The sequence below is a fragment of the Ruegeria arenilitoris genome, from assembly GCF_013031355.1.
Taxonomy (GTDB): domain Bacteria; phylum Pseudomonadota; class Alphaproteobacteria; order Rhodobacterales; family Rhodobacteraceae; genus Ruegeria; species Ruegeria arenilitoris_C.
On record NZ_WPZO01000001.1, the window covers coordinates 861,632 to 885,109 of the forward strand.

A 23,478-nucleotide genomic window follows, 5' to 3' on the forward strand; every position below is an offset into this window, starting at 1 on the left:
GTTATTCCGTGCCCTGATCAGGCGACTGTGTGATTAGCCGATACAGATGCCAGCTTGCGTGACCCAACAACGGCAGCACAATCAGCAAGCCCAGAAACCACGGGATCATTGCGACAAAGGTCAGGGCCGCGATGAATCCGCCCCAGACCAGCATTATGCCCATATGGTCTCGCACATAGCTAAAGCTGGCTATCATGGCGGTCACGAAATCCAGCTCACGATCCAGCAACATAGGAATGGATAGCACGGTGATCATATACAGGATCGTCGCGAAAACCGCCCCTACGGCGGTTCCCACAGCCAGCATCGTCAACCCATTGGCGGTGAAATACACTTCCAACGACGTCGAGACATTGGTCATCGTCGACAGCCCCATGAACAGCGCAAAGATCATGTGGCCCAGAAAGAACCAGAACAGAAACATCACCACAATGATCGCGCAGATCGAGGGCAACTGACGCCGCCCCTGCTGTATCACAACGCCGAAAATTGCATTGAAATCTAACGGCTCTCCCTGCTCCAGCCGATGCGATACCTCGTACAGTCCGACCGCCGCGAACGGGCCCAGCAGGGGAAATCCGATCGCTGCCAGCACCAGCCAGTACGAGGTTCCGGTTTGCACCGTAACCCAGGCGATCGCCCATCCGGCCAGCACATAGAACGCAGCGAACAGCAAGCCGAAGACCGGCGCGCGCCGGAAATCGCCCCAGGCCCTGCGCAATGCTTCGCGCAGCATCCCCATGTCCACAGGCCCCAAGTCCGGAACACCGAAAGGTTTCTCCATTATGTCTCTCCTCCCTTGCCGGCCCCTCCATCAGGCCGGTCGTTTTTGTGGCCACCGGGTGGCGGCGTGATAGGCCGCACCGATGGACAGAATACGCGCGTCCGATCCCCTCGGGCCGAAGACCTGCATCCCCATCGGCAACCCCTCGACCCCAAAACCGACAGGCACGGACAGGCATGGCAGACCGATCAGGCTGACCGGCACCATGACCTCCATCCAGCGATGGTAGGTATCCATCGCTGTTCCGGCGATCGCTGTTGGGTACGGTGTCTCAATCGCAAACGGCCAAACCTGTGCCGACGGCAGGATCAGTGCGTCATACTCCTGACACAGCGCGGCCGCGCAGCGGAACCATTCTGACCGGGCGACGCTGGCCTCATGGACCTGCATTGCCGTCAGAGCCAGCCCCCGGTCCAATTCCCACTGCGCGGTGTCCTTCAACGCCGCCCGATTTTCCGACAGCTCAGCAAGGCCAGCGGCCACGCTCCACGCGCGCAACGTGACCCAACTGTCCCAAATCCGGTCAGCCGGAAAAGGAGCGGCAACCGGGGCGACCTCGGCCCCAAGTTGCGTAAACACATCCAACGCGTCCCGGCACAATTCGCGAATGCCGTCCTGAAACGGATAGGCGCCGCCCCAATCATCCAGCCAGCCGATCCGCAGGCCGCGCATATCGGCGGCTTGAACCGGCGATACCGCCGAGCTGGCATCCCCATAAGGCTGCCGCGGATCCGGTCCCGAGATCACATCCAGCAACGGGCCCAGATCCTCGGGGCTGCGTGCCATGGGGCCAAGTGTCGAGAGCTGATGCAGGTACCCGTCTCCCGCAGGCTCGGACGGCACCCGTCCCCAGCTGGGCCGAAACCCGTAGACATTGTTCCAGGCGGCAGGGTTGCGCAGACTGCCCATCATGTCGGACCCGTCCGCCAAGGCAACCATCCCGGCTGCCAGCGCCACAGCCGCGCCCCCAGATGACCCGCCGCTGGTCCGCGTCGGGTCATAAGGATTGCGCGTCGCCCCATAGACCGGATTGAAGGTATGAGACCCCAACCCAAATTCCGGCACGTTGGTCTTGCCGATCAGGATCGCCCCCGCCGCCCGCATCCGCGCGGCAATCAGGTCATCCTTCTGCGGCACATGATCCTTGAAAATCGGCGAGCCCTGAGAGGTCACGATCCCGGCAACGTTGACCAGATCCTTGACCGCAATCGGCAACCCATGCAGCGGCCCGCGGTTCGGCCCGGCATCCATCGCCCGTGCCTCGGCCAGTAATTCATCCGGATCACGCAGGGCAACGATGGCATTCGCTGACCCATTGACCGAGGCAATCCGGTCCAAGGTCGTCTGCATCAACTCTTCGGCTGACAACCGCCCTGCGGCGATCGCGTTCAACAAGTCGATAGCAGTCGTCTGGCTCAAATCCATCCCTGGCACGCCCTTCCTCGGGGGTCAGCCTAGCCGGGGCACTTCTCTATTTAAACCCACTGTTTGAATACATCTTTTGGAAAAGGCCGCTGGCGATCAACACGTCTATTGGCCCAAACTTAAGTTGCTGTCGCGCCCAAGGAAGTATTTCAGGCACAGAAGGATCGACAAGACGCTGATGACAAGCCACGCACCGCCCCACAGCATGGTGGTACCGCCAAATTCCTCAGCCAACATATACGCATCCGAACGTATGCCCGCGCGGCGGATCGTATCGTCAAAAATGTCATAGGGAACATAGATCATGCTGGTCAGCCCTATGATCCGCAAAAACAGATCGCATAGCGGTCGACTCAGATACCACGCCATGGCGAGCATCCCGGCACCGACTACACCGCAGAATAGCATCGCAAATGGCTCGCGGACGTAAAGTAGGGTCACCAACAGCATGACCCCGCCGAAGCCACCCAGCAATGCCCGATCCCAATGCGTGCGCAGGGCAATAAACAAGAGCCCCATGCCAAGTGCCAATGATCCGAGGTAGCCCGCGGACAGGATCAGAAAGCGATTGCCCCCTCGGGCAGCTACAAGCCCACCCTGACGCGGAGAGATAGAGAAGCTTTCCACCGATCCGCCGGTTACGACAACCACGATCGCGTGCGAAAGCTCGTGCAGGAAAACGACAAGGATCTTCAGCGGAAGCACGACCGGAGTATGCCAGAGCGCAAAGACCAGCGTGACAATCACGATCAGTTGCCAGTGGCCTTTGATCATGCTCATCACGTGTATCCCGCAGGTCTGCAGTTAGCTGTCGCCCTGCGCCTCGGACCGGCTTTTGCCCGCCACGTTCAACGCCAGCGTCGCTGCCATGAAGCCATCCAGATCACCATCCAGCACCCCTTTGGTGTCCGAGGTCTCGTGGTTGGTGCGCAAATCCTTGACCATCTGATAGGGCTGCAACACGTAAGACCGGATCTGGTTGCCCCAGCCCGCATCGCCCTTGGCCTCATGAGCCGCGTTGATGTCGGCGTTCCGGCGGTCCAGCTCTTGCTGGTAAAGGCGGGACTTCAGGGCTTTCATCGCGATATCGCGGTTCTGGTGCTGCGATTTCTCGGACGAGGTGACAACGATACCAGTCGGAATGTGCGTGATCCGCACCGCCGAGTCCGTAGTGTTCACGTGCTGACCACCCGCGCCCGAAGACCGGTAGGTATCGATACGGATATCGGCCGGGTTCACCTCAATCTCGATATTGTCGTCAACCACCGGATAGACCCAGACCGAGCTGAACGAGGTGTGCCGCTTGGCCGCCGAGTCATAGGGCGAAATCCGTACCAGACGGTGCACTCCGCTTTCGGATTTCAGCCAGCCATAGGCATTGTGACCGGAAATCTTGTAAGCGGCGGATTTGATCCCTGCCTCTTCGCCCGCAGTCTCGGACTGCAGCTCGACCGTATAACCTTTCTTCTCGGCCCAACGGACATACATCCGCGCCAGCATCGAGGCCCAGTCGCAGCTTTCGGTACCACCCGCGCCCGAGTTGATTTCAAGGAAGGTGTCGTTGCCATCGGCCTCGCCATCCAGCAGCGCCTCAAGCTCTTTCTTGGCGGCCTTGGCTTTCAGGCTTTTGATGGCTGCTTCAGCATCGGTGACGACCTCTTCGTCCTCTTCCATCTCGCCCAGTTCGATCAGTTCGATATTGTCGTTCAGATCGGTTTTGATGGATTCATAAGTTTCGATCGCGTCGACCAGCATCTGACGCTCGCGCATCAGTTTCTGCGCGTTTTCGGGGTTGTCCCATAGGTTGGGGTCCTCAACCCGCGCGTTGAATTCCTCAAGGCGATGCGGTGCGGTTTCATAGTCCATACGCTGCGCCAGCAGCTCCAGCGACTTTTCGATTTCCGCCACGGTGTTCTGGGTTTCGGCGCGCATGGTTTGTCCCAACTTTCTCAATCAGGTTTGCGTGATAGCAAGAGGTTCGGGGCACCACAAGACAGCGGAGCCCCGAAACATATCAGTTGTCAGTAAAGGCCGCCGCCCTGCAGATCACCTTGGCTGGCATTGGGGCCAACGGTGATGGTGTTGCCGGTCGAAGTGGTCACCTGACGGCCCGAGCTGGCCTCTTCAAACAGCGGCAAGTCTGACCCCATCGCAAAGCCACCGTCATAGACGCGGTCGATAAAGCCGTCGACGCCATCGCGGAAGTACTCAGCCACGACGTAGTCACCGGTCGCATCCGCTGGCAGACGCGCGCCGCTGAAGCGGTCGATCTTGATGAAATGGCCACCCTCGGGCACTTCAAACGGTCCGCCACCATATTTTGCAACGGCTGTTTCCATAAAGCTCTGGAACACCGGGCCACACATGGTGCCGCCATAGGCGCCCCGGCCCATCGGGCGCGGACGGTCATAACCGATATAACAACCCGCCACGATGTTCGAAGTGAAGCCGATGAACCACGCGTCCTTGGATTCGTTGGTTGTGCCCGTCTTGCCTGCGGTCGGCACCGGCAGGTTTACAACGGACGATGCAGTACCACGGTCCACCACACCCTTCATCATCGAGGTCAGCTGATACGCCGTGATCGCGTCCATGACCTGGCTGCGGTTGGTCTCGATGGTCGGTGATTCATCCGGCTCCAGCCAGGCCGAGTTACAGTCCAGACACTGCCGATCATCATGGCGATAGATCGTCTTGCCGAACCGATCCTGAATACGGTCGACCAGCGTGGGCTCGACCCGCTCACCCCCATTGGCAAACATCGCGTAGGCGGCGACCATCTTGTAGAGCGTCGTTTCCTCGGAGCCCAATGAGTTCGCAAGGAACGCACCCATCCGATCATAGACACCAAAACGTTCGGCATACCCCGCCACAACCGGCATCGTGACCTCTTGCGCCAGACGAATGGTCATCAGGTTCCGCGATTGCTCGATCCCGGTACGCAGCGGCGTCGGGCCGTAAAATTTGTTCGACGAGTTCTTTGGCCGCCACAGACCCTGCGGCGTGTTCACCTCGATCGGGGCGTCCACGACGATGGTGGCAGGGCTATAGCCACTGTCCAGCGCGGCAGCGTAGACGAAGGGCTTGAAGCTCGACCCCGGCTGGCGCTGCGCCTGCGTGGCGCGGTTGAACACCGAATCCTGATACGAGAAGCCGCCCTGCATCGCCAGAACACGGCCTGAGTTCACGTCCATCGCGACAAAGCCGCCCTGCACTTCGGGCACCTGACGGGCGGACCATTGGCCCTCTTCCCCGGCCATCACCAGAATGACGTCACCGCGTTTGAAATTGGCCGCGAAATCACCCTGCATCCATTTGATGTCGGACCGCGGAACGACACCATCCGCCGGTCCATTCTCAATGCCCACGGTCAGCGACTGTTCACCTACGTTCAGAACCACCGCCGGATACCACTGCGTCGGCAGCACCACGTCGCGCGGGATTTCCATGATCGCCAGCGCATCGCGCCATTGGGCTTCGTCGGCCAGTTTTTCCTCGGGGATCACTTCACCCGTGCCGCGCCATTTTCCGCGTGACCGGTCGTATTTCTGCAAGGCCGTGCGCAGCGCCTTGGCGGCTTCGACCTGCATTTCCTCATCGACCGAAGCACGGACGGTGAAGCCGCCGGTAAAGAACTCACCCTCACCGAAATCTTCACTCAGCTGGCGGCGGATTTCGTCAGTAAAATAGTCGCGCGGCGGCAGCGCGGTGCGGAAGCTTTCAAAGTCACCGTTCTGAACCGACCGCAGCGGCATCTCGACCTCGGTGTCATAGGTCGCCTGATCGATATAGCCGTTCTGCCGCATTTCACGCAGCACATAGTTACGGCGGTTCAGCAGGCGTTCCTTTTGCCGCACCGGGTGGTAGTCCGACGGCGCCTTGGGCATCGCGGCCAGTGTCGCGGCCTCATGGGGCTCAAGTTCCTGCAACGTCTTGTTGAAATAGGTCTGCGCGGCGGCGGTCACACCATAAGAGTTCTGGCCCAGAAAGATCTCGTTCATATAGAGTTCGAGGATCTGTTCCTTGTCCAGCGTGTCCTCAAGCCTTGTGGCAAGGATGATCTCTTTGATCTTGCGTTCTGCGCGACGATCACCGGACAGCAGGAAGTTCTTCATCACCTGTTGGGTGATTGTCGAGGCACCGCGGACGTTTTCACCCTTGGATTTCACCGCCTCGACCCCGGCGGCGATGATACCGCGTGGGTCATAGCCCTGATGGGTGTAAAAGTTTTTGTCTTCAGCGGAAATAAACGCCTGTTTCACCAGATCGGGGATTTCCTCGGACGGCGTGAACAGGCGGCGTTCCTGCGCGAATTCGTCGATCAGCTGGCCTTCGCCTGAGTAAATCCGGCTGATCGTTGGCGGTTTGTACTGCGCCAGCGATTCATGGCTGGGCAGGTCGCGCCCATACATCCAGAACACCGCGCCAATCACCAGCGCGGCCATGAAAATACCCAAGGTGACGAGGCTGAAGATCGCCCCGAAAACGGAAAGAATGAAACGGATCACGTTGCTGCCTTTTACTCGCGCTGACGCCTATATAGGGATGACGCGGCGCAGGGTCAAAACACGATGGCCGATAATAGCCGGTTTGTGCCGTAGGGTCACTGGCCAATCAGAGATCGTTTGACCAGATCGTCCTGCCGCCATTGCTCCAACCCGTTTAGGATACCAAGCGCCATGCCCTTGCGCCATTCGGGATTTTTGATGTTTTTCAAATCTCTGGGACTGGACAGAAATCCAAGCTCGACCAGCACCGAGGGGATATCCGCGGCCTTGAGAACCGAAAACGACGCCGTGCGGATCGGTCGGCTGTTCATTGGCCCGCCCTGCTGGGTCATTCCGTCGGCCAGAGCGCGCGCCAACGCATCGGTGCGAGGCCGGGTTTCCTGCCGGGCAATGTCCAGCAGCACGTCCGCCACCTGATCGTCCGCGCCGCTGAGGTCCACGCCCGAGATCAGGTCGCCCCGGTCGTGCCGCTCGGCCAGTTTATGGCTGGCCACGTCCGAGGCATCGTCGGACAGCGTATACACCGCAGCCCCATGCGCCCGGCCTTCCGACAGGATATCCGCGTGCAGCGAGATGAACACATCCGCCCCAGCCCGATGCGCCAGAGCGATGCGGCGTTCCAGACTGACGAAATGATCATCCACACGGGTCAACACCACCTGATAACCCCCTGCCCGTAATAGCATTTCGCGCAACTCGCGCGCGAAGGTCAGCATCAGGGTTTTCTCATCCGTGCCCCCGGCCTCGGCCCCCGGATCGATCCCGCCATGACCGGGGTCCAGCATCACCAGCAAGGGGCGCGTGCCATCACGACCGGGTTTGGCCGGTGTCACCGCGGGCTCCGGCAGGTCCCAACCCGGTTGGCGCGGAGCTCCGGCAGAGGCGGTGAAACTGTCGAAATCGGTGCCGCTCAGGTGCAGCGACAATCGCGCGGCCCCGGTGACCTGATCCACCCGTAAATCCGCGGTCTCAACAGCCAGCGGCGCGCCAAGCTCCAACACCATGCGCGACCAGCCCGGAACATAGGCCCCGAACTGAACATCGCTGATGCGGTCGGTTTGCAGGAAAGTGTCTGCGTCCAGACCGATCCAGTCGACCTCCTGAAAATCCAGCACCATGCGGTAGGGATCGCGAAGGGTGAAGACCCGATACGGCACCCCCTGACTGAGGCCAAGGTCGATGCGAACACCAGCGCGGCCGTCATCGGTAATGCGGCTTTGATCCGGCAACACGCGTGCAAGCGCACTGAAGTCGTGCGCAAGCGCAGCACCGGTCAGCGCCCAGATCAGCGCGATGGCGTAGAAAATCCTGCTCATGGCCTCAAGTTTTCCCGAGATCGTTTGACCGCCAGCCTACCCGACCAGCGCAATTTTGTGAACGCCCTAGGCCTGCTCGGTGATCGCACCGCGCTCGGCCATGAAACGACGCAGCCGCAACAGGCCTTCCTCAATATCCTCCGATGACCGAGCGTAAGAGAACCGCAGGGTGTGGTGCCCGCGCGCCGGGTCGAAATCCAGCCCTGGCGTGACAGCGACCCCGGCCTTGTCCAGAATCTCGGCCGCAAAAGCACGGCTGTCATCGGTCAGGTCGGACACGTCCGCATAGACGTAAAAGGCCCCATCCGGCGGCGCGATATTGGTGAACCCGGCCTTGGGCAGCCCATCCAGCATCAGCGCACGGTTACGGCGGTAGACGGCCAGATTGGCCTGCAACTCCTCTTCGCAGTCCATTGCCGCCAGTGCGGCCACCTGACTGGCGTGAGGCGCGCAGATAAACATGTTCTGGGCGATACGCTCGACCACGCGCACCTGATCCTCGGGCACGACCATCCACCCCACGCGCCATCCGGTCATCGAGAAATACTTGGAGAATGAGTTGATCACATAGCACTCATCCGTCAGCTCCAGCGCGGTGACGGCTTTGGCCTCGTATTCCAGACCGTGGTAAATCTCGTCGCTGATGAAGGATGCCCCCTGCCCGTGCGCGGCCTCAATCAGCGATCCCATCGCTGCGTGATCCAGCATCGTTCCGGTGGGGTTGGCGGGCGAGGCAACCATCAGCCCCTGCAGGTCCAGCCCTGCGAAATCTGCAGGCACGGGCTGCAGACGATTTTCCGGTGCGGTGGGCAGATCGACCGGCACCAGACCCAGCGCCTTGAGGATCTGCCGGTACGACGGGTAGCCCGGCGCGCCGATGCCAACACGATCACCGCTGTCGAAAAGCGCCGTAAAGGTCAGCAGAAACCCGCCAGACGAGCCCGGCGTAATCACCACGCGTTCGGGGTTTAGATCGACATTGTACCACTCGCCATACAGCCGTGCGATCCGTTGCCGCAGCGCCGGCAATCCCAGAGCGACCGTGTAGCCCAGCGGGGCTTGCTCCATCGCCCTGGCCAGCGCATCGGTTGCCCCTTTGGGCGCACCGGTTCCGGGCTGTCCGACCTCCATATGGATGATGTGGCGCCCGGCCTCTTCAGCCTTGCGCGCGGCCTCCATCACGTCCATCACGATGAAGGGATCGACCCCGGATCGGGTTGAGTTTCTCATGCCCATCTCCCATGTTGCAGCCATGGCTTTTGAACGCTTATCCAGGGTGGCGTCAATCCCGACCCTGTTGCTGGTTGCAGCGACATGGATGGCAAGTGCTGTGCCAACGACCGCGCAAAGCCTGATCCGGGACCCCGATATCGAACATGGGCTGCGTGAACTGGCCTTTCCCGTCCTGCGCGCGGCCGGGCTGAACACCAACCGGGTCCGGATATTGGTGGTCAACGACAGTACGTTCAACGCCTTCGTGATCGACTACGGCGCGATCTACGTGAATTACGGGCTGATTCTGACCGTTGAAAGCCCCGAGATGCTGCAGGCCGTCATTGCGCACGAGGCCGCCCATATCGCCAATGGTCATCTGGCCCGAAGGGTAGAGAACCTGCGCGCAGCACAGCGAAACGCGGGCTTGGGCACCGCACTTGCCCTGATCGCAGCAGCCGCTGGCGGCGGTGAGGCTGCTGTGGGCATTGCTGCGGGAACTCAAAGCGCCGCATTGCGCAGCTTTCTGGGCCATACCCGGGCCGAGGAATCCTCGGCCGATCGAAGCGCGGCCAGCTATCTCAGGTGGGCCGGTATCTCGCCCAGCGGCATGGTGGCCCTGCACCGTAAATTCGCGGGTCAGGAATTGCTGAGCACAATCAATCAAGACCCCTATATGCGGTCTCATCCCACCAGCCGCGAACGCCTGCGCGCGGCCGAGGCGTTCATGGATCAATTCGGGGACAAGGCGCAGCCCAACCCGAACGCCGATTACTGGTTTGCACGCGTCAAAGGCAAATTGTCAGCCTTCCTGCGGTCGCCCAGCTGGACCCTGCGCCGAGCCAAGGAAGAAAGCGCAGAGGATGTCCGCCTGATGCGCGAGGCTGCAGCCCATCATCAAAACCGCGATCTGGCCAAGGCGCGCGCGGCAATCGACGCTGCGCTGGCCTTACGTCCGGATGACCCGTTCTATTACGAACTCAAAGGCCAGATTCTGCTGGAAAACCGACAGGTGCAGGAGGCGGTTGCGGCCTATGGCGAAGCGGTTGAAATGGCCCCGAACGATGCCTTGATCCTTGCTGGCTATGGACGGGCCATGCTGGCGCAGGGGCAGACGAAAGACGCCCTGCAAGTACTTGAAAAAGCAAGAAACAGAGATTACCGAAACGCCCGCCTGATGCAAGACCTCGGGGTCGCCTATGCGAAGGTCGGGAACAATGGCATGGCCTCGGCCGTGACCGCAGAACGATATGCCTTGCAGGGCCGGATGGCCGATGCGGGTATCCACGCAAAACGCGCAATCCGGCAATTGCCCGAAGGGTCACCGGGTTGGCAAAGGGCACAGGATGTGTTGATTGCATCAGAGCGCGCTACGAAAGCAAAAAGGAAACGGAAATGATCCTCAGACATGCAGCACCCGCCCTTCTGGGGCTTTCCCTGATCACCGGCCCGGCACAGGCGCTGGACCTGAACGCGCTCAGCGAGGCCGAAAAAGCCGAGTTCGGCAAACAGGTGCGCGAATACCTGCTGGAAAACCCCGAGGTGATCATTGAGGCGATCGACATCCTGGAACAGCGCAATGCTGCAGCCGAGGCCGCAGCAGACAAAGAGCTGGTTCAGGCCAACGCCGATGAGTTGTTCAATGACGGGTACAGCTGGGTTGGTGGCAATCCGGACGGCGACATCACCCTGGTCGAATTCATGGACTATCGCTGCGGCTACTGCCGCCGGGCCGTACCCGAAGTGGCCAGCCTGTTGGCTGCAGACGGCAACATTCGTCTTGTAATCAAAGAGCTGCCGATCCTGGGCGAAGCCTCGGTCATGTCGTCGCGCTTTGCCGTTGCCACGAAACAGGTCGCCGGTAACGATGCCTATAAGCAGGTCCATGACGCGCTGCTGGAATTCAGCGGCGAACCGACCGAGGTTACCCTGCGCCGCATCTCAGACGGCCTTGGACTGGACAGCGACGCGATCATCGCAGTGATGAACAGCGACGAGGTCACCGAGGAAATCGCGCAGACCCGTGCCTTGGCGCAACGGATGAAAATCTCCGGCACGCCGTCCTTTGTGTTGGGCACCGAAATGCTGCGGGGCTTCCTGCCTGCCGCCCAGATGCAGCAGATTGCCAACGGTGTGCGCGCAGATCAGAGCTGATTGCGACGGGGCGGCCTAGCCGCCCCTTTGCCGCCTGCAGCGCGGCAACGCTTAAGAATGCTCACAATAGCCCCAATCCAACTTTAACGTGTTGTGCGGAGTGAATTGCACGACAAGTCTAGAAACACGTTGCCAGCCTGGTTCGAATTGCAGACATCCACTGTAGGCACCGCCCTCAGCAATAATCAGCGCGTTTCCTTATCGCCTCATCCCGCCAAGCTTTCAGTTCACAATTTTTGTGTTGATCGCCTTTCTGGTCTCGGGCATTGAACGCATCAAAGTATTTGATCCCAAGCCAGAGGCACCAATGAGCAATAACAGAAAATCAGGTTTGTCCCGTGCAGCCGCCAAGGTGCGCGAGGCCGGTCGTGCTCTTCGTGGGAAAAACGCGCCTCTGAGCAACCTAACCGGGGTCGAAACAGCCGCTGAAGCGCCGCTTCCTGCCGCGGATCAGGGCATCATCGTCGATATCGGCATGAACGACGGTACGGACTCGTACTACTATCGCAAAAGGGGATTCCAGGTCATTGCTGTTGAGGCCATTCCCGACCTTTGTAAAGCAGTGTCCCAGAAGTTCGACGAGTTGGGCCTCGACGGCATCGACATCAAGAATTTCGCGATTACCGACTCGGATGTGGACGAAGTCACATTCTATGTGAACAAGTTTGATACCGAGTGGAGTTCGGTCGACGAAGAGATCGGAAGCCGCGCAGAAGGTGCCGAAAAGATCGTCGTACCGGCAGTTGATGTCTCAAAGCTGCTCAAGGATGTTTCGAAGCAAATCCGCTATGCCAAGATCGACATCGAAGGGCTGGACAACGTGGCTCTGGCGCAAATCATGTCCTTGCCGGATCGTCCACCGTATATTTCGGTCGAGAATGGCAGCTCGGACATGCTGCAGACTCTGTATGAAAACGGATACGACCGGTTCAAGTTCTCGAACCAGAAGTACACGCATTATCAAACAATTCCGCCCTACTCGCCGCATGGCAAGGTCTTTGACCATCAGTTCCCCGACGGGGCATCCGGCCTGTTCGGAGAGGACCTTGAAGGTGAATGGCTGTCCTATGAGGACGCAATGAAGGTTCAGAAAGGCCTGAACCTGGCTGCGCAGCATGCGCCGAACAACCTGTTTGCGGTTGTCATCGGCTGGTTTGACCTGCACGCCAAGCATTCTTCCGCCAAGTAAACACCAGCCCTGCCCATTGGGCAGTCGCTAAAACCCTTGAGATTTCGCGAGGTTGGCCTTTGCGAAATCTCCACCGTCCAGCGTCTAAACCTGAGTTGCGGCAGTCAGCTTTCTATTCGGCAGCTTCCTGAGCCGCGTCCAGCTCGGCCGCCTTTTTCTCGACCTCTTCGACGATGTGATCGATCATCTGGTCGTTGGACATCTTGTGACTGGCCTTGCCCGCCAAGTAGACCATGCCAGACCCAGCCCCACCGCCGGTAAAGCCCACATCGGTCATCAGCGCCTCACCCGGGCCGTTCACCACGCAGCCGATGATGGAAAGGCTCATCGGGGTCTTGATGTGTTCCAGCCGTTGTTCCAGTGCCTCGACCGTCTTGATCACGTCGAACCCCTGCCGCGCGCAAGACGGGCACGAGATGATGTTGACGCCGCGATGGCGCAGGCCCAGGGATTTCAGGATTTCATAGCCAACCTTGACCTCTTCGACCGGGTCGGCGGACAGGCTGACGCGGATCGTGTCGCCGATCCCCATCCACAGCAGGTTGCCCAGACCGATGGCCGATTTGATGGTGCCGGATACCAGCCCGCCAGCCTCGGTAATGCCCAAATGGATGGGCGCGTCGGTCGCCTCGGCAATGCCCTGATAGGCCGCAGCCGATAGGAACACGTCGCTGGCTTTTACGCTGATCTTGAAGTCGTGAAAGTCGTTGTCTTCCAGAATGCGGATATGTTCCAGCCCGCTTTCGACCATCGCTTCGGGGCACGGCTCGCCATATTTCTCAAGCAGGTGCTTTTCCAGAGAGCCCGCATTCACACCAATCCGGATCGAGCAATTATGGTCGCGCGCGGCATTGATCACTTCTTTGACGCGCTTTTCATCACCGATATTGCCTGGGTTGATCCGCAAACATGCGGCACCGGCCTCGGCTGCTTCGATCCCGCGTTTGTAGTGGAAATGGATGTCGGCAACGATCGGCACCGGGCTTTCACGGACGATCTCTTTCAACGCTTTCGACGATGCCTCATCCGGGACCGAGACCCGCACGATATCCGCGCCCGCCTCTGCGGCCGCCTGCACCTGCGCCACGGTCGCCGCCACGTCGGTTGTAAGCGTGTTGGTCATCGTCTGGACTGCAATAGGCGCATCACCCCCGACAGCAACGTCACCAACCATGACCTGACGGGATTTGCGGCGGTAAATATTGCGCCACGGACGAACGTGATTGAGCGACATGGGGACGGGTCCAAGACAGCCTGAGTTGCGCTTTAAATAGTCCGCCTAAAGAGGCATCGCAATGGCTAGATCACTCGGCAGGAGTTTCGTCTGCCTGCGCCTGAAGTTCGGCCACCAACTGTTTGAGCGCGCTGTTCTGGTCTGCTTCCAGATCGGCAACTGCATAGGTCTCGGCAACCGCATCCTTGGACAGGACCACACCTTTGGCGACGGTTCCCGGTGCGCCAGCGGGTCCGTAGTGCTCACCATTCATCGAGAAGAACACAGACCCCGAAGCCCCCGCACGCAACAGCGGCGGCTCTTCGGTCAGAGGCACTTCGAAGACATTGCCTTGTTCAACCGTACCCAGAGTACCTTCGAAAATCACGCTGCCATCAGCGGCGGTGACGCGCATCCAAGCCGGGTTGACCGCCACGATCTTAAGCGTTGTGTCTATCTTTTCAACCACTTGCGGCAAGGCCGGGCGTTCGACGGTGTGAACTTCGGCCACTTCAACCTTGGGCAGTTCCTGCGGTTGGAAGGCTCCAATTGTGCGCGGATCAAGCGTTGAAATCGGTGCGTCGCGGGCGACAAGAACCGGAACATCCAGGGCTTGCGGACGATACAGACGGTCCAACGCCTCGGCGCTGGGGGTATCGGCGACGGCAACCTCGGTCGGGACGGAACCCGCTGCATCCAGCGGATCGAGATCAGACAGAACCACCGGGGCTTGCTCAACCGGGCTGACCTGCACTTGCTGAATCTTGTTCAAGACCGACCAGCCACCATAACCAATGCCGCAGATCACGGCGATCAGAACCAGAGACGAGCCAATCGCCCGCGGCTCAATCTGACTTACCAGAGATTCCTTGCCCGGAACAAAGGGAGTGTTGGGTGAGGTGAAGGGATCGCGCCCCATAGGCCCCCGCGCGGCTACGCCGCCCGAAGGTTTGCGGACAACCGACGCCTCGGCCGACATGCCATGCGCAACCTCAAACCCGCTTTCCTTGCAAAACGCGGCAAAGGTATCATCCGGGTTCATCCCCAGATAACGGGCATAAGAACGCACATACCCGGCAATAAAGCCGGGTGTGTCAAACGCATCTGGATCAGCGTCTTCTATGGCAGCAATGTAGTTGGCCTTGATCCGCAATTCCCGCTGCACATCCAGAAGTGACTTGCCCATGGTTGCGCGTTCGCCGCGCATCCTGTCGCCAAGCCGTACCTCATAGTCGTCATAGCCCTTCGGCCTGACGTCGGTATCACCTTCGGAATCGCGCTGAAATCTGCGCCCAATCATCCCTGCTGCCCCATTCTGCCTGCGCGTGTTTCGCGCCAACGGCGAATCGCCCCATTAGCGATTCGTCCGCTTATTTTGTTAGCCTAAGCTTAACACGCGGCAAACAAGTTGCACACTTTGGTGTGAGGTTATCCGGCAAGTTCGGCGCGATTTAGCGCACAATGTGACCAAAGTTCGTCCATCGCTTGCACCAGACGGTTCATTTCGTCCGGTCCATGCACAGGCGAAGGGGTAAAGCGCAGGCGCTCGGTCCCGCGGGGCACAGTCGGGAAATTGATAGGCTGTACGTAGATGCCGAAATCATCCAGCAGCCGGTCGCTGAGGATTTTGGTGTGCACCGGGTTGCCCACGATCACCGGAACAATGTGGCTGCCGTGGTCGATCAGAGGCAGACCCAGACCCTTGAGCCGCAGCTTGAGAATCTTCGCCTGTGTCTGGTGCTGTTCGCGCAGTTCAGGCGCAGTCTTGAGATGCGCAACAGACGCCGCTGCCCCCGCCGCAACTGCAGGCGGCAGCGAAGTGGTAAAGATGAAGCCCGGCGCATAAGAGCGCACGGCGTCGCACATTTTCGCGCTGGCCGCGATATAGCCGCCCATCACGCCATAAGCCTTGGCCAGCGTGCCGTTGATGATGTCGATGCGATGCGCCAGATTATCACGCTCGGTTACGCCGCCACCGCGCGGGCCATACATGCCAACCGCGTGAACCTCGTCGATATAGGTCAGGGCGCCGAATTCGTCTGCCAGATCGCAAATCGCCTCGATCGGGCCAAAGTCGCCATCCATCGAGTAAACAGATTCAAACGCGATCAGCTTGGGTGCTTTGGGGTCGTCCGCCTCCAGCAGCTCGCGCAGATGTTCAACGTCATTGTGACGGAAGATGCGCTTGGCGCCACCGTTGCGGCGCACGCCTTCGATCATCGAGGCATGATTCAGCGCGTCGGAATAAATGATCAGACCGGGGAACAGTTTCGGCAGTGTGCTCAGCGTCGCGTCATTGGCAATATACGCGCTGGTGAACAGCAGCGCCGCCTCTTTGCCGTGCAGATCCGCCAGTTCGGCCTCAAGCTGCTTGTGATACACCGTGGTGCCCGAGATATTGCGTGTACCGCCCGACCCCGCACCGGCTGCGTCAACCGCATCGTGCATCGCGTTCAGAACAACCGGGTTTTGCCCCATGCCCAGATAGTCGTTGCCACACCACACGGTGATGTTTTGCTGCGACCCGTCCGGGCGCGTCCGCACCGCATGTGGGAAATGGCCATTCCGGCGTTCGATATCGATAAAGGTCCGGTAACGTCCTTCATCATGCAGCTTGGCAATCGCTGAATCGAGCTGAGCAGTATAGTCCACCGGTATCTCCTTACCTGCCCAACCAATGCCGCCATCGACCGGACATCCTGTTCTGACGCCTGCATCGGACGAATCCGAGTGAGCGCCGATGCGTTCCCTTGTGCCCATCACGTATAAACAACATTGGGATCACATATTTGATTTGCATCAAATATCCCGTCGCACTGGTTCCGACAAGTAAAGTTACGGCTATCGGACGCGAGGAAACGACGCAGGCCTGTGCCAGCGTTTCCGATATTATACCACATTCCCTTCAAAGCGCACTGGACGGCGCCGGTGGCGCTGATAGGGTTCCGGCAAATCTCAAAAGCAGGAGACCCCCATGTCGCTGGACGCTGTTCTGAACCGCATTGACGACGATCTGCAAACCTCGATCGACCGCCTGATGGAACTGCTGCGCATTCCGTCGATTTCCACTGACCCGGCCTATAACGCACAGGTGGATCAGGCCGCCGACTGGCTGGTGGCCGATCTACAAGGCATTGGCATCGCGGCCGAAAAACGAAAAACAACCGGCCACCCGATGGTTGTCGGCCATGTCGGAGAAGACAGCGACGCGCCGCATGTCCTGTTCTACGGGCATTATGACGTGCAACCAGTCGACCCGCTGGAGCTTTGGAACCGTGACCCCTTCGACCCGGCTATCGAAGACACCGACAACGGCCCGGTCATTCGCGGCCGCGGGTCTTCGGATGACAAAGGGCAGCTGATGACCTTTGTCGAAGCCTGCCGGGCGTGGAAAGCGGTAAACGGCACCCTGCCCTGCCGCATCACCTTTTTCTTCGAAGGCGAAGAGGAATCGGGCTCTCCGTCCCTCGTGCCGTTCCTGCGCGAAAACGCAGCCGAATTGAAAGCTGACCTGGCGTTGGTCTGCGACACCTCGATGGTGTCGCGCGGTGTACCGTCGATTGCCTCGCAACTGCGCGGGATGCTCAAGGACGAATTTACCGTCATCGGTCCGCGCATCGACCTGCACTCGGGTCATTATGGCGGCCCGGGCCTGAACCCTCTGCGCGAATTGTCCAAGATCGTCGCCTCGTTCTATGACGACGAAACCGGGCGCGTCGCGGTGGAAGGCTTCTATGAAGGTGTCCACGAAGTGCCCGCCGACCAGCTGCGCCAATGGGAAAACTGCGGGTTCGACGAGGCTGAGTACCTGAACTCGGTCGGCTATTCCCAGCCGCACGGCGAAAAGGGTTACTCGACACTGGAACAGCAATGGGCCCGCCCAACGCTCGAGGTCAACGGCCTGTGGGGCGGTTATAACGGCGCTGGCTCGAAAACGGTGATCCCGTCGCAGGCGCATTGCAAGATCACCTGCCGCCTGGTCGGCGACATGGACCCGGACGCGCTGCGCGACAAAATCCGCAAACATGTGGAAGAGCGCTTGTCGCCCGACGCCAAAGTCGAGTGGGACAATGACCTGGAGGGGTCCCCTGCCTCGGTCATGAACCTCGACCGCCCCGAGTTCGAAGCCGCCCGTGGCGCGCTGTCGGACGAATGGGGGCGTGAGGCCGTGTTCACTGGTATGGGCGGATCAATCCCGGTTGTGGGCTACTTCAACACCGAACTCGGACTGGATTCGATGCTGGTCGGCTTTGCCAATGACGACGACGCCATCCACTCACCGAACGAAAAATACGACGTGAAGAGCTTTCACAAGGGCATCCGGTCCTGGGCCCGCATCCTGGATGCGCTGACGAAGAAGTAGGCGGTTTGCGAGGCTCTGCCTCGCGCTCCGAGGTATTTTCGGCCAGATGAAGCGCGGATCACCTGCTTCATCTGGCTAATAGTATCTTGGGGCAGTCGCCCAAAGAACGGCGGGGGCAGAGCCCCCCAACCGCGCTCATCACATGTGAATGACCTTGCCGTAAGCGTCCAGAACGCTTTCGTGCATCATTTCCGACAGAGTCGGGTGCGGGAAGACCGTGTTCATCAGGTCTTCTTCGGTGGTCTCCAGCTGACGCCCAACCACATAGCCCTGAATCAATTCAGTCACTTCGGCGCCAATCATGTGGGCACCCAACAGTTCGCCCGTCTTGGCGTCAAACACTGTCTTGATCAGACCTTCGGGCTCACCCAGAGCAATAGCTTTACCGTTACCGATGAAGGGGAAGCGGCCCACTTTGATGTCATAACCCAGCTCTTTGGCTTTCGCTTCTGAGTATCCGACCGAGGCCACCTGCGGCTGGCAATAGGTGCAGCCTGCGATACTTTCGGGTTTCACCGGATGCGCGTGCTTGCCTGCAATCAGTTCGGCGACCATGACGCCTTCATGGCTCGCTTTGTGGGCCAGCCACGGCGCACCGGCGATGTCGCCAATCGCATAAAGACCTTCAACTCCGGTCCGGCAGAACTCATCGGTGACCACATGGGTGCGGTCGATCTTTACGCCCAGAGCTTCAAGCCCCAGGTTCTCGACATTACCCACAATGCCAACGGCCGAGATGACGGTGTCAAAGTCGTGTTTCTCGACCTTGCCTTTGACCTCAATATGCGCAGTGACTTTGCCCTTGGCACGGTCCAGTTGCTTGACCATCGCCTTTTCCATGATGGTCATGCCCTGTTTGGTGAACGCCTTCTTGGCCAAACCGCTGATTTCGGCGTCTTCGACCGGCAGAACGCGGTCCATGACCTCGACCACGGTCGTATCGGCGCCCAGCGTGTTGTAGAAGCTGGCGAATTCGATGCCGATCGCGCCCGAGCCGATGACCAGCAGCTTCTTGGGCATCCGCGGCGGTTGCAGCGCGTGCTTGTAGGTCCAAACCAGATCACCATCGGCCTCGAGACCCGGCAGTTCGCGCGCCCGCGCGCCGGTGGCCAGAACGATGTTCTTGGCCGTTAGTTCCTCGGTGCCCTTGTCGGTTTTGACCGAGACCTTGCCCTTGGCAGGGATCGTGGCCTCGCCCATCACCACGGTCACTTTGTTTTTCTTCAGCAGATGGCCGATACCACCCGACAGCTGCGCCGCCACACCACGCGAGCGCTTGACCACAGCATCCAGATCATAGCCGATCTTGTCCGCTTTCAGACCGAAATCCTTGGCGCGCTCCATCAGGTGGAAAACTTCGGAGGACCGCAGCAATGCCTTGGTCGGGATACAGCCCCAGTTCAGGCAGATACCGCCCAGATGCTCCCGCTCAACCACGGCTGTTTTCAGGCCCAGCTGCGCTGCGCGGATAGCCGCCACATAGCCGCCCGGACCGGCGCCGATTACGATCAGATCAAAAGATTGTGCAGCCATGTTTTCCTCTCGGCACAGGTCGAATGAAAATTAGTTTACCATTAAACTAAATCCAGCAACGCATCAACACACCTCTCCCGCGACAAAAGCGACGCAGGGTCAACGGCACCAGTTTCTACGGAATTCAGCCTATACCGGGCACGTCTCAATGGCTAGAACATAGGGGTCGGGCCCGCCCGCTCACTCCTTAACCCAAGTCATTAGAAAGGGTTACCATGGCCAAAACACTTAAGGATCTACTGCTTGCTATGCTTAACGCCACTCTTATTCTGGTGGCACTCTGTTTGTTTCTGGGGTGGAAGCTGGCATCGACAGTCGAAGGCGTCACCACGGTTTTTGAGGAAAAACTTCAGATCGTCGCGCCTCTCAAGGACGAAATTCGCGGTGTTCGGGGCGAGCTTGCCGCCCTGCGTAGCGACCTGACCAACCTGCAAACAGATGGCTCCGTGACAGATATCGCCGAGAAAGTTCGGATTTCCACGGCGTTGGTCACCTTGGATAATCTGGAAGCGCGGATGCAGGACTCGCAGGCCCGCATCGCGGAAATCACCGAGTCACCGGAAACTCTGGTCAACACCGCAATAGAAAAATCGGCCGACGTGATTGCCGACCGAATTATTGCTGTTCGGGGATGTGTGCCGTCGTCCTAGCCGGCGGCTTGCAGTTCCCGCACCGTCGCACCGTACCCGCCCATGTCGACATAGGCCGCTTCGTGCGCGGTCATCGGGCGCTCAAGCGCCTCGTTGCGATAAGGGAACCGTCCGAATTTGCGGATAACTTCGCGATGGGCCCTTGCGTGCAACAGGTTGCTTGGATCGCTGTGCGCCATGTTCTGACACATCAGACGGACACAGCGCTCCTGATCGCAAAGGTTTTCCGAGTGCATCATTGGCAGGTAAAAGAACTGCCGCGCCGGTTCGTCGATCTTGAGGTCCCACCCCTTGTCCACCGCGCATTTGGCGGCTGACAGGGCCGCGCGGTCCGACGAGAACGCCTTGGCGCTGCCGCGGAACATGTTTCGCGGAAACTGATCCATCAGAATGATGTAAGCCAGTGCCCCGCTGGGATAGGTCAGCCAAAGAGAAAACCTGCCTTCATTCGCGGCTTCCCAGGTGGTCAAAAACCGTTCGCGAATTTTAGCATCCAAGGCGTCGTCTTGCAGATACCACCCCTCGGGGCCGACCTCATCCAACCAAAAACTCAATACGTCTTCAGGCCCTACCATTGCCCTTACTCCGTCGTGTTGCCCTCCCCAGGGACGTAAGGTCATTTAAGGACGTTTTACAGATTTGTTACAGTAAAAAATTGCAACACTTGCGTCATAATCTTGTGTCTTAGGCAACATCTTGCGTTTCCTGCTCGGCTTCGGCGGCTTCGATGGCCACTTCTTGGGCTACCTCAAGCGCGACCGGAGAGGCCGTCGGATAGAACGGCGACATCGTTCCGGTCTCATCAACCGGGATCGCGGCACGCTGTGTCGTACGGTACAGCGCATAGGCCGCCATGATGACCAGCAAGCTGGCGATAAACAGGAAGAACCCCGAAGGACCAAAGACGGCATCCCCCATCAGCCAACCGGTGATCAGCGGGCCCGCAATGGCGCCAAGTCCGTTGATGAACAACAAACCACCCGAGGCGGCGGCCATGTCTTCGTGGTTGAGAAAGTCGTTTGCGTGGGCGATCAGCAGCGAATAGAGCGGGTTCGACATGCCGCCGATTACAAAGGCCGCACCCAGCAGGATCGGGAACGTGACCCCAAATACCATACCCGCAAACGCCGCGCAGGCCCCCACACCCGCAACCAGCATGATCAGAAAACGGCGATCCATGCGATCCGACATCCAACCCAACGGATACTGTAGCACCAACGCGCCGATATAGAAGGAAGCAATAAAGGTCGAAATCTCGACCAGGGTCAGCCCCGATCGGGCACCGTAAACAGATGCCATGCCGAACTGGGCCGAAAACACTCCACCCAGAAGGAACATACCGACACAGCCCAGCGGAGAGCTGTTGAACAACTCTCGCAGCGTCATCGGCTTGGTCGTGTCGAACGCCGGGGTTGGTGAAATCGACAGAAGGATTGGGGCAAAAGAGACCGAAACCAAAATGGACGCGATGACAAAAGTGTCAAACCCGGCCGGGTCACTCAATACCACCAACCCCTGCGCACTGATGATGCCCGTCATCTGAAAAATCATATAAAGCGACAGCGCCTGACCGCGGTTTTCGTTGCTGGCAGCATTGTTCAGCCAGCTTTCGGCGGTGACATACACGCCGGAAAAGCAGAACCCGATGACGAAACGGCCCAGCACCCAGACAATCGGGTTTGTCATCAGCGGGTAAAGGATCATGACCGCCGAGATGAACGAGGCCAGCGCCGCGAACACCCGCACATGCCCGACCCGCCGGATCATCTCGGGCGCAAGGCGTGACCCGCCCAGAAAGCCCATGAAGTAGGCCGACATCACAAAGGACATCTCAAGCGTCGAAAAGCCCTCGATCTCGCCCCGGACACCCAGGATCGTGCCCTGCAGGCCATTGCCGACCATCAGAAGCCCCATACCAAGAAGAAGCGCCCACGCGCTGGAAAGGACCTGAAGCATTGGGGTCTCCGTACTATTTGCCGACCGGACTTAAGGATTCGTTTTGATATGAAAAACGGCTCAGAACCCGCTTGTCTACGACATTGCGGGAGCGCGATCCCGACATCGCGCCGTTTACGGGATCAAAAGCGACGCGTCCCCGTATGAGAAGAACCGATATTTCCGTTCAATCGCATGAGCATAGACATCCCGCATACGGTCCTGCCCCATCAACGCAGAAACCAGCATCAACAATGTCGATTTTGGCAGGTGGAAATTGGTCATCAGCGCGTCGGTGACGTGGAACTGGAAGCCGGGATAGATGAAAATGTCGGTATCACCCTCCCACGGCTCGATCTGACCCGAGCGCGCCGCGCTTTCGATCAGCCGCAACGCGGTGGTGCCAACCGGAATGACCCGACCGCCAGCCGCTTTGGTAGCGCGGATTTTCTCGACCGCAGTCGCGCTGACCTTACCCCATTCGGCATGCATCTTGTGCGTGGTCACGTCCTCGACCTTGACCGGCAGGAAGGTGCCCGCGCCCACATGCAGGGTCACATGGCTAAACGTGACACCACGGGCCTTAAGGGCCTGCATCAGCGCCTGATCGAAATGCAACGAGGCCGTGGGGGCCGCGACCGCGCCCGAATTGCGCGCCCAGATCGTCTGGTAATCGGTCTTGTCCTGCTCATCCGCCGGTCGTTTGGCGGCGATATAGGGCGGCAGCGGCATCGCGCCGGCCTGCTCCAGCGCGGCATCGAAATCCTCGCCCGTCCGGTTGAAGCGTAGATAGGCCTGTCCGTCCTCGACCCGGTCCAGCGTGGCGCTGAGGTCGTCGGAGAACTGGATCTCTTCACCCAGCTTAACCTTCTTCAGCGGTTTGATCAGCGCCGCCCATGTGGCATCGGCCTGCGGGTCCAACAAGGTGGCCTCGATCGCCGCGGATACCGGCCCCTGCGCGCTGTCGCGGTGGCGGCGGCCATTCAGGCGTGCGGGGATCACGCGGGTATCGTTCAACACCAGCCGGTCGCCGGGTCGCAGCCAATCGGGCAGGTCGAACACATGCGCATCCGTCACCGCATCGCCACTGGCCACCAGCAAACGCGCCGAGGACCGCGGGTTGGCGGGCCGCGTGGCAATCAGGTCTTCGGGCAGATGGAAATCAAAATCGCTGAGTTTCATGGCCGCGCCATACA

The 23,478-nt window shown here is 59.5% G+C and carries 19 protein-coding genes; 5 read left to right on the plus strand and 14 right to left on the minus strand.

All coding sequences use genetic code 11. The features are described 5' to 3' along the window. Position 1: 1 nt before the first annotated feature. From GOX63_RS04280 to GOX63_RS04310, 7 genes are all read right to left on the minus strand, one after another. Positions 2 to 784, minus strand: a complete 783-nt coding sequence (locus tag GOX63_RS04280; protein ID WP_170544854.1) for a DUF2189 domain-containing protein — start codon at positions 782 to 784, stop codon at positions 2 to 4. A 30-nt stretch (positions 785 to 814) separates the two neighbouring features. Beyond that, positions 815 to 2,209 (minus strand): amidase, encoded by a 1,395-nt coding sequence (locus GOX63_RS04285; RefSeq protein ID WP_170544857.1) that lies wholly within the window; start codon positions 2,207 to 2,209, stop codon positions 815 to 817. A gap of 105 nt (positions 2,210 to 2,314) precedes the next feature. Continuing rightward, a complete protein-coding gene (locus GOX63_RS04290; protein ID WP_170325250.1) occupies positions 2,315 to 2,989 on the minus strand; it encodes a M50 family metallopeptidase in 675 nt (224 codons plus the stop codon). A 24-nt stretch (positions 2,990 to 3,013) separates the two neighbouring features. After that, positions 3,014 to 4,141 carry a peptide chain release factor 2 gene (gene prfB, locus GOX63_RS04295; protein WP_170325251.1) on the minus strand — a complete coding sequence of 376 codons (1,128 nt, stop codon included), beginning with the start codon at positions 4,139 to 4,141 and terminating at the stop codon, positions 3,014 to 3,016. A gap of 89 nt (positions 4,142 to 4,230) precedes the next feature. Continuing rightward, positions 4,231 to 6,717, minus strand: a complete 2,487-nt coding sequence (locus GOX63_RS04300; RefSeq protein ID WP_170325252.1) for a penicillin-binding protein 1A — start codon at positions 6,715 to 6,717, stop codon at positions 4,231 to 4,233. Between the two features lie 95 nt (positions 6,718 to 6,812). Next, positions 6,813 to 8,033, minus strand: coding sequence for an N-acetylmuramoyl-L-alanine amidase (locus GOX63_RS04305; protein WP_170325253.1), 1,221 nt, complete (start codon positions 8,031 to 8,033; stop codon positions 6,813 to 6,815). Between the two features lie 66 nt (positions 8,034 to 8,099). Beyond that, positions 8,100 to 9,263 (minus strand): pyridoxal phosphate-dependent aminotransferase, encoded by a 1,164-nt coding sequence (locus GOX63_RS04310; RefSeq protein ID WP_170544860.1) that lies wholly within the window; start codon positions 9,261 to 9,263, stop codon positions 8,100 to 8,102. Between GOX63_RS04310 and GOX63_RS04315 the strand changes: the two genes are divergently transcribed. From GOX63_RS04315 to GOX63_RS04325, 3 genes are all read left to right on the plus strand, one after another. After that, complete coding sequence (locus tag GOX63_RS04315; protein ID WP_170544863.1) at positions 9,262 to 10,644, plus strand: M48 family metalloprotease; 1,383 nt, start codon at positions 9,262 to 9,264, stop codon at positions 10,642 to 10,644. The genes GOX63_RS04310 and GOX63_RS04315 overlap by 2 nt on opposite strands. After that, positions 10,641 to 11,399, plus strand: coding sequence for a DsbA family protein (locus GOX63_RS04320; RefSeq protein WP_170544866.1), 759 nt, complete (start codon positions 10,641 to 10,643; stop codon positions 11,397 to 11,399). The genes GOX63_RS04315 and GOX63_RS04320 overlap by 4 nt, the downstream gene beginning before the upstream one ends. Positions 11,400 to 11,706: 307 nt before the next feature. Continuing rightward, on the plus strand, positions 11,707 to 12,588 hold the full coding sequence (locus GOX63_RS04325; RefSeq protein ID WP_170544868.1) for an FkbM family methyltransferase: 882 nt from the start codon (positions 11,707 to 11,709) through the stop codon (positions 12,586 to 12,588). Positions 12,589 to 12,700: 112 nt separating this feature from the next. Here the strand turns inward: GOX63_RS04325 and ispG are convergent, their stop codons facing one another. From ispG to hemA, 3 genes are all read right to left on the minus strand, one after another. Then, positions 12,701 to 13,822, minus strand: coding sequence for a flavodoxin-dependent (E)-4-hydroxy-3-methylbut-2-enyl-diphosphate synthase (ispG, locus tag GOX63_RS04330; RefSeq protein WP_170325258.1), 1,122 nt, complete (start codon positions 13,820 to 13,822; stop codon positions 12,701 to 12,703). Between the two features lie 70 nt (positions 13,823 to 13,892). Continuing rightward, on the minus strand, positions 13,893 to 15,101 hold the full coding sequence (locus tag GOX63_RS04335; protein ID WP_170325259.1) for a helix-turn-helix domain-containing protein: 1,209 nt from the start codon (positions 15,099 to 15,101) through the stop codon (positions 13,893 to 13,895). 128 nt (positions 15,102 to 15,229) lie between these two features. Beyond that, entirely contained in the window at positions 15,230 to 16,453 is a 1,224-nt protein-coding gene (gene hemA / locus GOX63_RS04340; protein ID WP_170325260.1) for a 5-aminolevulinate synthase, read from the minus strand. Positions 16,454 to 16,775: 322 nt separating this feature from the next. On the opposite strand from hemA, the gene GOX63_RS04345 reads away from it, so the two are divergent. Then, positions 16,776 to 18,164: a M20/M25/M40 family metallo-hydrolase gene (locus GOX63_RS04345; protein WP_170325261.1), complete on the plus strand. Its 1,389-nt coding sequence runs from the start codon at positions 16,776 to 16,778 to the stop codon at positions 18,162 to 18,164. Between the two features lie 138 nt (positions 18,165 to 18,302). On the opposite strand, the gene lpdA is transcribed toward GOX63_RS04345, so the two are convergent. Next, positions 18,303 to 19,697, minus strand: coding sequence for a dihydrolipoyl dehydrogenase (gene lpdA, locus GOX63_RS04350; protein ID WP_170325262.1), 1,395 nt, complete (start codon positions 19,695 to 19,697; stop codon positions 18,303 to 18,305). 215 nt (positions 19,698 to 19,912) lie between these two features. On the opposite strand from lpdA, the gene GOX63_RS04355 reads away from it, so the two are divergent. Further along, entirely contained in the window at positions 19,913 to 20,347 is a 435-nt protein-coding gene (locus GOX63_RS04355) for a hypothetical protein (protein ID WP_170325263.1), read from the plus strand. Here GOX63_RS04355 and GOX63_RS04360 read toward each other — a convergent pair. From GOX63_RS04360 to queA, 3 genes are all read right to left on the minus strand, one after another. Continuing rightward, positions 20,344 to 20,922: a DUF924 family protein gene (locus GOX63_RS04360; protein ID WP_170325264.1), complete on the minus strand. Its 579-nt coding sequence runs from the start codon at positions 20,920 to 20,922 to the stop codon at positions 20,344 to 20,346. The genes GOX63_RS04355 and GOX63_RS04360 overlap by 4 nt on opposite strands. 109 nt (positions 20,923 to 21,031) lie before the next feature. After that, positions 21,032 to 22,303 carry an MFS transporter gene (locus GOX63_RS04365; RefSeq protein ID WP_170325265.1) on the minus strand — a complete coding sequence of 424 codons (1,272 nt, stop codon included), beginning with the start codon at positions 22,301 to 22,303 and terminating at the stop codon, positions 21,032 to 21,034. Positions 22,304 to 22,417: 114 nt separating this feature from the next. Next, complete coding sequence (gene queA, locus GOX63_RS04370; protein ID WP_170545052.1) at positions 22,418 to 23,464, minus strand: tRNA preQ1(34) S-adenosylmethionine ribosyltransferase-isomerase QueA; 1,047 nt, start codon at positions 23,462 to 23,464, stop codon at positions 22,418 to 22,420. Between the last annotated feature and the right edge of the window lie 14 nt (positions 23,465 to 23,478).

Coding starts and splice junctions, on each gene's coding strand:
- GOX63_RS04280 (WP_170544854.1), bottom strand. CDS start 784: ATGGAGAAACCTTTCGGTGTTCCGGACTTGGGGCCTGTGGACATGGGG.
- GOX63_RS04285 (WP_170544857.1), bottom strand. CDS start 2,209: ATGGATTTGAGCCAGACGACTGCTATCGACTTGTTGAACGCGATCGCC.
- GOX63_RS04290 (WP_170325250.1), bottom strand. CDS start 2,989: ATGAGCATGATCAAAGGCCACTGGCAACTGATCGTGATTGTCACGCTG.
- prfB (WP_170325251.1), bottom strand. CDS start 4,141: ATGCGCGCCGAAACCCAGAACACCGTGGCGGAAATCGAAAAGTCGCTG.
- GOX63_RS04305 (WP_170325253.1), bottom strand. CDS start 8,033: ATGAGCAGGATTTTCTACGCCATCGCGCTGATCTGGGCGCTGACCGGT.
- GOX63_RS04315 (WP_170544863.1), top strand. CDS start 9,262: ATGCCCATCTCCCATGTTGCAGCCATGGCTTTTGAACGCTTATCCAGG.
- GOX63_RS04310 (WP_170544860.1), bottom strand. CDS start 9,263: ATGAGAAACTCAACCCGATCCGGGGTCGATCCCTTCATCGTGATGGAC.
- GOX63_RS04320 (WP_170544866.1), top strand. CDS start 10,641: ATGATCCTCAGACATGCAGCACCCGCCCTTCTGGGGCTTTCCCTGATC.
- GOX63_RS04325 (WP_170544868.1), top strand. CDS start 11,707: ATGAGCAATAACAGAAAATCAGGTTTGTCCCGTGCAGCCGCCAAGGTG.
- ispG (WP_170325258.1), bottom strand. CDS start 13,822: ATGTCGCTCAATCACGTTCGTCCGTGGCGCAATATTTACCGCCGCAAA.
- GOX63_RS04335 (WP_170325259.1), bottom strand. CDS start 15,101: ATGATTGGGCGCAGATTTCAGCGCGATTCCGAAGGTGATACCGACGTC.
- GOX63_RS04345 (WP_170325261.1), top strand. CDS start 16,776: ATGTCGCTGGACGCTGTTCTGAACCGCATTGACGACGATCTGCAAACC.
- lpdA (WP_170325262.1), bottom strand. CDS start 19,697: ATGGCTGCACAATCTTTTGATCTGATCGTAATCGGCGCCGGTCCGGGC.
- GOX63_RS04355 (WP_170325263.1), top strand. CDS start 19,913: ATGGCCAAAACACTTAAGGATCTACTGCTTGCTATGCTTAACGCCACT.
- GOX63_RS04360 (WP_170325264.1), bottom strand. CDS start 20,922: ATGGTAGGGCCTGAAGACGTATTGAGTTTTTGGTTGGATGAGGTCGGC.
- GOX63_RS04365 (WP_170325265.1), bottom strand. CDS start 22,303: ATGCTTCAGGTCCTTTCCAGCGCGTGGGCGCTTCTTCTTGGTATGGGG.
- queA (WP_170545052.1), bottom strand. CDS start 23,464: ATGAAACTCAGCGATTTTGATTTCCATCTGCCCGAAGACCTGATTGCC.